Source organism: Mycobacterium sp. (assembly GCF_050701675.1).
Lineage (GTDB): Bacteria > Actinomycetota > Actinomycetes > Mycobacteriales > Mycobacteriaceae > Mycobacterium.
Window position 1 is genome coordinate 1 of sequence record NZ_JBOGDD010000316.1, and the last position, 7,586, is coordinate 7,586.

The following is a 7,586-nucleotide window of genomic DNA, read 5'->3' on the forward strand; positions in this document are numbered from 1 at the left end:
GTGCCTGAACAGGTGACGATCGTGGACGCGTTGCCGAAGAACGATGCGGGCAAGGTACTCAAACACGAGATCCGCGCGAGGATCGCGAAAGCTGGTGAGTGAGATGCAGGTAGCCATCGTCACGGGAGCGAGTAGCGGGATCGGCTTCGGCACCGCCGTGAAGCTGGCCGAGTCCGACATCGCGGTCCTCGGCACCGGTCGCGACGAGACCAGGCTCTCGGAGCTGGCCGCCGCGATCGAAGACCACGACCTGCTGCAGACACTCGCCGTCGACCTCACCGCCGACGACGGCCCCCGCCGCATCGTCGACGCCGCGGTGGACCGATGGGGTCACGTCGACTTCCTGATCAACAACGCGGGCGTGGGCAGCCCGAAACCGTTGCACGAGACCGACGACGAGTCCCTGGACTACTTCCTGGGTGTGATGCTACGGGCCCCGTTCCGGCTGGCGCGTGACGTCATCCCGCACATGGGTCCAGGGTCGGCGATCATCAACGTCACGTCCACGTTCGCCGTCGTCGGCGGTCTTCGCGGCGGGGCGTACTCCGCAGCCAAGGGCGGGCTCACCGCACTGACCACTCACATCGCCTGCCAGTACGGGGCGACGGGAATCCGCTGCAACGCCGTGGCTCCCGGTGTCACACAGACGCCCATGGTCGCACAGCGCCTCGAGGACCAGCGCTTTCGCAAGATCAACACCGAGATGACGCCACACCAGCGGTTGGGCACCATCGACGACATCGCGAGCACCGTGGCGTTCCTGTGTTCCCCCGGTGGGAGTTTCATCAACGGTCAGACCATCGTCGTCGACGGTGGCTGGAGTTCCACCAAGTACCTGTCCGACTTCGCCCTGTCGTCGGAGTGGGTGCCCCGTTGAACATGTTCGCCACGCTGGATCAGACCGCCGCGCGCCACGGCGTCCGCGGCGCGGTGTACCTCGGCGAACGCCAAGTCCATACCTGGAGTGAGTTGCGGGACAGGGCATTGCGGCTCGCCGCCTCCATTCGCGAGAGCTCCGGGTCCGGGGCACGCGTCGCGGTCGCCAGCGAGAACCGACCCGAGATCGTCGAGCTGATGTTCGCGATCTGGGCGGCCGAATGCGTCTTCGTCCCGATCAACTACAAACTCCATCCCAGAGAGATGCTGCAGATTCTCGAGGATTCCGGCGCATCGTCGGTGTTCGCCTCAGCGAAGATCGCCGCGGGACTGGCGCCGCTGACCGAGGTGCCGATTGAGACGCTGGACTCCAGCGGTTACCGGACACGTTTCACCGCACCGCCGTTGGAGCCGCCGCGGCACACCGACCCCGCCGCGCTGGCCTGGCTCTTCTACACCAGCGGCACGACGGGACGCTCGAAGGGAGCAATGCTCTCGCACCGCAACCTGATGGCGATGACGGTGTCGCACCTCGCCGACTTCGACAGCCCCGATGAGAACTGCAGCCTGGTGCATGGCGCACCGATGTCCCACGGCTCCGGCCTGTACGTGGCTCCGTACGTGTTGCGCGGCGCCCGCCAGGTGATTCCGGAGTCGGCCGCCTTCGAACCAGAGGAATTCCTCGACCTGTGCGAGCGCCATCCGGGCTGCAGCGCATTCCTCGCCCCGACGATGGTGCAGCGCCTGGTGACCACCGGTCGCGAACGTCCGCGCAACCTGCGCACCGTCGTCTACGGCGGCGGGCCCATGTACGTGGACAGCATGAAGAAGGCCCTCGCCGCGTTCGGCCCGATCTTCGTCCAGCTCTATGGGCAGGGCGAGGCTCCGATGACGATTACCGGACTGCGGCGCGCCGATCACCTCGACGCCGACGATCCGACCCTGGGGTCGGTCGGCTACGCCAGGTCAGGCGTGGACGTCGCCGTCCTGCGCGACGACGGAACCCCAGCCGCCATCGACGAGATCGGTGAGATCGCCTGCCGCGGTGACGTCGTCATGTCCGGCTACTGGAACAACCCTGACGCCACAGCTGCGACTCTCAAGGACGGCTGGTTGCTCACCGGCGACATGGGCTGCTTCGACGAGCGCGGCTACCTCACCCTGCGCGACCGCTCCAAGGACGTCGTCATCAGCGGCGGAAGCAATGTCTACCCACGGGAGGTCGAGGAGGTGCTGCTCGAACACCCCGACGTCGCCGAGGCATGCGTGGTGGGGGCGCCCGACGCGGACTGGGGTGAGGTCGTCGTCGCGTTCATCGTGGGCAGCGCAGCCGAATCCGATCTCGACGCACACCTGCTCGAGCGCATCGCCCGCTTCAAACGGCCCAAGCGCTACCTTTACGTCGACGAACTACCGAAGAACAGCTACGGCAAGGTGCTCAAACGCGAACTGCGCGAGAGGCTGGCCGACCAGCGCGCCGACACCGTGCGGTAGACAGGATCCATGCAGATCGAGGGCAAAGTCGCCGTGGTCACGGGTGCGGGTTCGGGCATCGGACGGGAATTGGCTATCGCGCTTGGCGCCGCTGGTGCCTCAGTGGTGGCGGGTGATCTCGATGGGGCGGCCGCCCAGGAAACCGCCGCGCGCATCAGGACTACCGGTTCCTCCGCCGTCGGAGTGACTGCCGACGCCGCCTCGATCGACGGCATCGCGGCGCTGATCGATTCGGCACGCACCGAATTTGGGCCCGTCGACGTGTTCGTCGCCAACGCGGGGATCATCGGTGCACCCGGCCTGGGCGACGAGACCGACTGGGACGCCATCATCGACGTGAATCTGCGCGCGCACGTGCGGGCCGCGAAGGCGCTGGTGCCCGAATGGCTGCAGCGCGGCGGGGGCTACTTCGTCAGTGTCGCGTCGGCAGCGGGGTTGCTCACCCAGATCGGCGCAGCCGGCTACTCCGTCACCAAGCACGCCGCCGTCGGCTTCGCCGAGTGGCTGTCGATCACCTACGGCGGCAACGGAATCGGTGTCTCGTGCGTCTGCCCGATGGGCGTCGACACACCTCTGTTGAATGGAATCCTCTCGTCGTCGGACCCGGCCGCCAGGATCGCGGGGGCGGCGGTGGCCAGCGCGGGTGAGGTGATGGGGCCGGACCGGGTGGCCGCGTTGACCGTCGAAGCGGTCCGCGACGGCCGGTTCCTGGTGCTGCCGCACCCCGCCGTGCTCGACATGTACCGCCAGAAGGGGTCGGACTACGAGCGCTGGATCGCGGGCATGCGCCGCTATCAGGGCACGCTCGGCTGAATTACACCCCTCATGCTGAGGGTTCCTATACGGCCTCTTTGCAAACCGGGGGTGCTGAGCAAAGGAGTACGGATTTGGTTGAGTTGGAGCAGGCGGTGCGTGCTCGTCGATCGATCCGGCCTTGAGCCATGAACTCCCCCCCGTCGTCGGATTCCTCGCCGCGTTCGCACTGATCGCGGCGATCGGCGCGCAGAACACCTTCGTCCTGCGCCATGTCATCCGTCGCGAGCACGTGCCGCCGGTGATCGCCATGTGCACGTTGTCCGAACCAGGCTTCCATCCCGAGTCGTCCGGCCGCCCATGGAACCGTAATGGCACGCGTGCTGCGCATCCCGGCTTAGATCTGGCCTGGATCCGCGGCCGCATCCGGTCTCTCTTCCGCTGCCGACCTCTCCGGCACGATCGAGCATCAATTGGTTCCGATCGCGAGCGCACATGGACGGGTCGGCACCAGCATCGGCTTTCGCAGGTCGGCAACTTTCGCCCTCGATCAGCAGTCTGCCTTGTACTCGTACTGGTCGGCCTTCGCCAGATCGTCGGACTTGATCACGATCAGGTCGGTTGTCTGTGTGCGTTCGACCGTTCCGCCGTCGATGAGGGTGGCGAGTGTCGTCATCGCAACCTCGCCTTCCTGCTTGGGGTTCTGTGCGATGAGGGCTTGAATCGCGCCGTTTTTCAATGCGTTGACCTCGGCGGTTGCCGCGTCGTAGGCGATCACCTTGACGCGGCCGACGGCATTGGCCTGCTGTAGGCCTGTGACCGCACCGACGGCGCCCTGGTCGTTGGTGGAGAAGATAGCTGCGAGGTCGGGGTGCGCCGCCAGGGTTGCGGTGACGATCTGGGCTGCTTTCTGCGGATCGTCGGATTGGTACTGCGCGCCGAGGTATTCGATGCCGGGATATTCTGCGAGCTTTCTTTCGAAGCCCTGGGTGCGCTGATCTTGGGCGGTCGAGCCGGGGGGTTGGGTGATGACCAGGACCTTGCCTTTGCCGCCGGTCAGTTTGCTGATCTCGTCGGCAGCCATGGCGCCGCCTGCGAGGTTGTCGGTGACGACTTGGCCGGAGGCGATGCTGTCATCGGCGAGTGTCTGATCGACCGTGATGAGTTTGGTTCCGCCGCTCGTCAGTTGGCGAAGCTGCGGTAGCAGTGCCTGCGCATCGGTGGGGACGACTGCTGCTCCGGCGGGGTTCTTCGCCGTCACGGCGTTGAGGACGGGCACTTGAGCATCTGCTGCGAAAGCATTGCCGGAAGAGACGTCTAGGTTCAAGCCCAATTCTTCGGCTTTGGCCTGAGCGCCGCAGGCGAGGGCCTCGTAGAGCGGGCTGCCCGAGACACCGAGGACCAGGGCAACGTTCTTGTTGTCAGGAGTGTCCTGCTGGGCACCTGGTGTCGAGCCCGTCGAACAGGCGGTGAGGGCGAGGATTCCGATTCCGGCGACGGTGACGGTGACGGTGGCTGATCTCTTCATGGTAGTGCTCCTTCGGAATGAGGGGGTGTCAACTGAGGTTTCGGTTGCGGCGTTTGAGTTGGTCGACGTACACGGCGAGGATCAGGACCGCTCCCATCGCGACGGTCTGCCAGAACGGAGGGATGCCGAGAATGACGAAACCGTTGAGTAGGACGATTGGGATGAAGACGCCGATGACGGTGCCCAGGATCGAGCCGATGCCACCGAACAGACTGGTGCCACCGAGGACGACGGCGGAGATCGTCGCAAGGTTGTCGGCTGTGTGTCCGCCGATCGTGGTCGTGGAAAACCTTGCGACGGACATCATTCCGGCCAGACCCGCCAATGCTCCGGAAATCACGTAAACCTTGATGATCTGCGCGCGCAGGGGAACCCCAGAGCGGCGAGCGGCTTCTGAACTGGATCCTACGGCGTAGGTCCAGGTACCGAATCGCGTCAGGGCCAGCACGATACCTGCGATCAGGGCGACGACGACGGCGATGATGACCAGTACCGGGATACCTGCCACCGCGCCTGTGCCGATGTGGGTGATGAGTAGTTCGGGAACGGCGCGGACATCTTGGCCATTGGTGATGATCTGCGCCGCGCCGAGTGCGATACCCATCGTTCCGAGAGTCACGATCAGGGCTGGAATTCGAGCACGTGCGATCAGAAACCCGTTGATCAGACCAAAGACCATGCCTGCAGCCACCGAGGCGAGGAGCCCGATGGCGATCACACCCCAGCCGCCGTTCGTGGTTCCGTAGGTTGACCCGCCGGCACCCGACAGCGCGAGCATCACCTTCGCTCCTACGACCGAGGAGAACACGAGTACCGATCCGACCGACAGATCGATGCCCGCGGTGATGATCACGTAGGTCTGTCCTACCGCGAGTACCAGCAGCACAGCGGCGTCGATCGCGAGCGTCGAGATGTTGTACGACGTCGAGAATTGGCTGGGGCGCAGGATGGCGAACACCGCAACCAGTACGATCAAGAACAGGAAAACCCAACTGCTGCCCAGCTTTCGGGCGAGCTTCTGTTGAATTGTCTGTGTTTGCGTATCCGGCACCACTACTTCGGTCTCGGAATCGAGGGTAGTCATGGTGCCTCCTGCTGGGTGACGATTCCGGTGGTCATTGCGGTGACCAGCTTCTGGACTGTCGCTTCGCCGCGAGTGAATGTCGCGACCGTGGTGCCCAGCCGCAGGACTTCGATCCGGTCCGACACCTCGACGACATGTGTCATGTTGTGCGTGATGAGGACTACTCCGAGTCCCTGGTCCGCAACCTGCCGGACAAGCCTTAGGACGCGATCGGTCTGGACAACACCGAGGGCGGCCGTGGGTTCGTCGAGAAAAATGACCTTGTTCGCCCACCTCGCCGCTCGAGCGATGGCCACCGACTGACGCTGACCGCCGGAGAGTGATCCGACCGAGACCGTCGGAGACCGCAGCGTGATTCCCAGTTTCGAGAACTGTTCTGCTGCATCGCGCTTCATCGCTGTGCGATCGAGTATGCCGATCTTCCCGAGGATCCCCGGCCGAAGTATCTCCCGCCCCAGGTACATGTTCGCGGTAGCGTCGAGGTCCGGAGCGAGCGCGAGGTCCTGGAAAACCGTGGCGATCCCCTTCTCTTGAGCCGCGGCGGGATTGGGTAGCTGGACCGTTGTACCGCCGACAGTGATCGTTCCCGACGTGGGAGTCTCGGCTCCGGAGAGAATCTTTACCAGTGTCGACTTGCCGGCCCCGTTGTCTCCGACGAGCGAGCACACCTGACCCGGGTATACGGTGATGTCCGCATTGGCCAGAGCGGTGACCGACCCGTACTTCTTGGTGATCCCGCGAGCGGTGAGTAGGGGTTCGCTCATGTCGAGGCCTTGGTGCCGACGCTGTTGGCGAACACGAACCAGCGGCCGTATTCCGCCGCGACCTTCTCGCCCCAGTAATCGTATGCGGCGGCGTAGTTCTCGAAGTTCCACACCTCGACCGTCGAGTACGCGGACTGCCCGCGGACGGTGTGTGCCCCTGAGGATGTCGCACCGGTGGCTATTGCGGAAGCGTCTATTGACTTCCAACGCTCGACGTACTCCATCCTGGTGTCGGCATCGAGTTCGTACCAGCTGCTCCGGGGACGTGCGTGGTGGATCCAAATGGTGTTGTTCGTGCTCATCGGTTGACTCCCAAGATGTCGGACAGAGCGTGCTTGCGCCCGATGTAGTGTTGCGAGGTAGTGAATTTGAAGTCGGCGACGTTCTCGTGCATCCCCATCGCATGATCGAGTAGGTGTAGGTCGGGCACTTCCCAGATACCAAGGTGATGCCATGAGCTAGTGGGGTCCAGTCGGTGCCTGCCGGCGATGCTGATACCGGATCCGACGTCGGAGGAGAATGCCTCGTCACATTCAATGTCGTATTCGGCGCGTTCGGGCGGTGTGGCGGCCTGCCAGGCGTCATTCCACTCCCACAGTGCGAAAAACGCCCAACGCGGATTCGGGTTGCGTCCGATGGTGCTGTGAACCGGTGTGAACTCCCGGCGGCCGACGATCCAGTTCGTCTCGAACAGCTCGTTCCAACCGGCGGCTTCGAGGTCGTCGATACCTAGGTGCGCCTGCTCGAGGCCGGGCGCCTCGAATGCGCCGACGATGTCGACGTCATGGGCGAAGCCTGCCTGGTACACGGTGACGTCATCTGAAGCAGTGAACATCTCTGCGACCGAGGTGCGCCAGCCGGCCTCTTTCAGCGCCAGGACCTGCTGCCAGATCCGTTGCCGTCGAGCGTCGTCGAGACGATGAGGACGGATCCGCGCAGTGAAGAACGTGACGGCCCACCCCTCGGTGTCGAGTCCGAAGACGTCCGTTTCGGCGCTGACTTCGAGGCTCACGATCGGGCCTGCCTGAACGAGTCAGCGGCAGCCATCAGCTTCTCGACCCGCGCCTGGTCGACGGCGTTCCACCAC

General features: G+C 64.4%; 8 protein-coding genes and 1 pseudogene. 4 read left to right on the forward strand and 5 right to left on the reverse strand.

All coding sequences use genetic code 11. The annotated features are described in order from the left end of the window. Nucleotides 1–103 precede the first annotated feature (103 nt). The 4 genes and pseudogenes from ACRDUX_RS09420 to ACRDUX_RS09435 form a co-directional block, all read left to right on the forward strand. Nucleotides 104–877 (forward strand): SDR family NAD(P)-dependent oxidoreductase, encoded by a 774-nt coding sequence (locus tag ACRDUX_RS09420; RefSeq protein WP_526413233.1) that lies wholly within the window; start codon nt 104–106, stop codon nt 875–877. After that, nucleotides 874–2,370: an acyl-CoA synthetase gene (locus tag ACRDUX_RS09425; RefSeq protein ID WP_526413235.1), complete on the forward strand. Its 1,497-nt coding sequence runs from the start codon at nt 874–876 to the stop codon at nt 2,368–2,370. Before ACRDUX_RS09420 ends, ACRDUX_RS09425 begins: the two co-directional genes overlap by 4 nt. Before the next feature lie 9 nt (nt 2,371–2,379). Next, nucleotides 2,380–3,183, forward strand: a complete 804-nt coding sequence (locus ACRDUX_RS09430; RefSeq protein WP_526413222.1) for an SDR family oxidoreductase — start codon at nt 2,380–2,382, stop codon at nt 3,181–3,183. A 121-nt stretch (nt 3,184–3,304) separates the two neighbouring features. Continuing rightward, nucleotides 3,305–3,451: pseudogene (locus ACRDUX_RS09435) on the forward strand (hypothetical protein); the annotation flags it as partial. A 222-nt stretch (nt 3,452–3,673) separates the two neighbouring features. Here ACRDUX_RS09435 and ACRDUX_RS09440 read toward each other — a convergent pair. The 5 genes from ACRDUX_RS09440 to ACRDUX_RS09460 are packed head-to-tail and all read right to left on the reverse strand — an operon-like array spanning nt 3,674 to nt 7,511. After that, the gene (locus ACRDUX_RS09440; RefSeq protein WP_526413224.1) at nt 3,674–4,651 is read right to left on the reverse strand and encodes an ABC transporter substrate-binding protein; all 978 of its coding nucleotides are present in this window, start codon (nt 4,649–4,651) and stop codon (nt 3,674–3,676) included. Nucleotides 4,652–4,679: 28 nt separating this feature from the next. Continuing rightward, a complete protein-coding gene (locus ACRDUX_RS09445) occupies nt 4,680–5,735 on the reverse strand; it encodes an ABC transporter permease (protein WP_526413225.1) in 1,056 nt (351 codons plus the stop codon). Beyond that, nucleotides 5,732–6,499, reverse strand: a complete 768-nt coding sequence (locus ACRDUX_RS09450) for an ATP-binding cassette domain-containing protein (protein ID WP_526413227.1) — start codon at nt 6,497–6,499, stop codon at nt 5,732–5,734. Before ACRDUX_RS09450 ends, ACRDUX_RS09445 begins: the two co-directional genes overlap by 4 nt. Next, nucleotides 6,496–6,801, reverse strand: a complete 306-nt coding sequence (locus ACRDUX_RS09455) for a hypothetical protein (RefSeq protein ID WP_526413229.1) — start codon at nt 6,799–6,801, stop codon at nt 6,496–6,498. Before ACRDUX_RS09455 ends, ACRDUX_RS09450 begins: the two co-directional genes overlap by 4 nt. After that, on the reverse strand, nt 6,798–7,511 hold the full coding sequence (locus ACRDUX_RS09460; protein WP_526413231.1) for a hypothetical protein: 714 nt from the start codon (nt 7,509–7,511) through the stop codon (nt 6,798–6,800). Before ACRDUX_RS09460 ends, ACRDUX_RS09455 begins: the two co-directional genes overlap by 4 nt. Nucleotides 7,512–7,586: the final 75 nt, after the last annotated feature.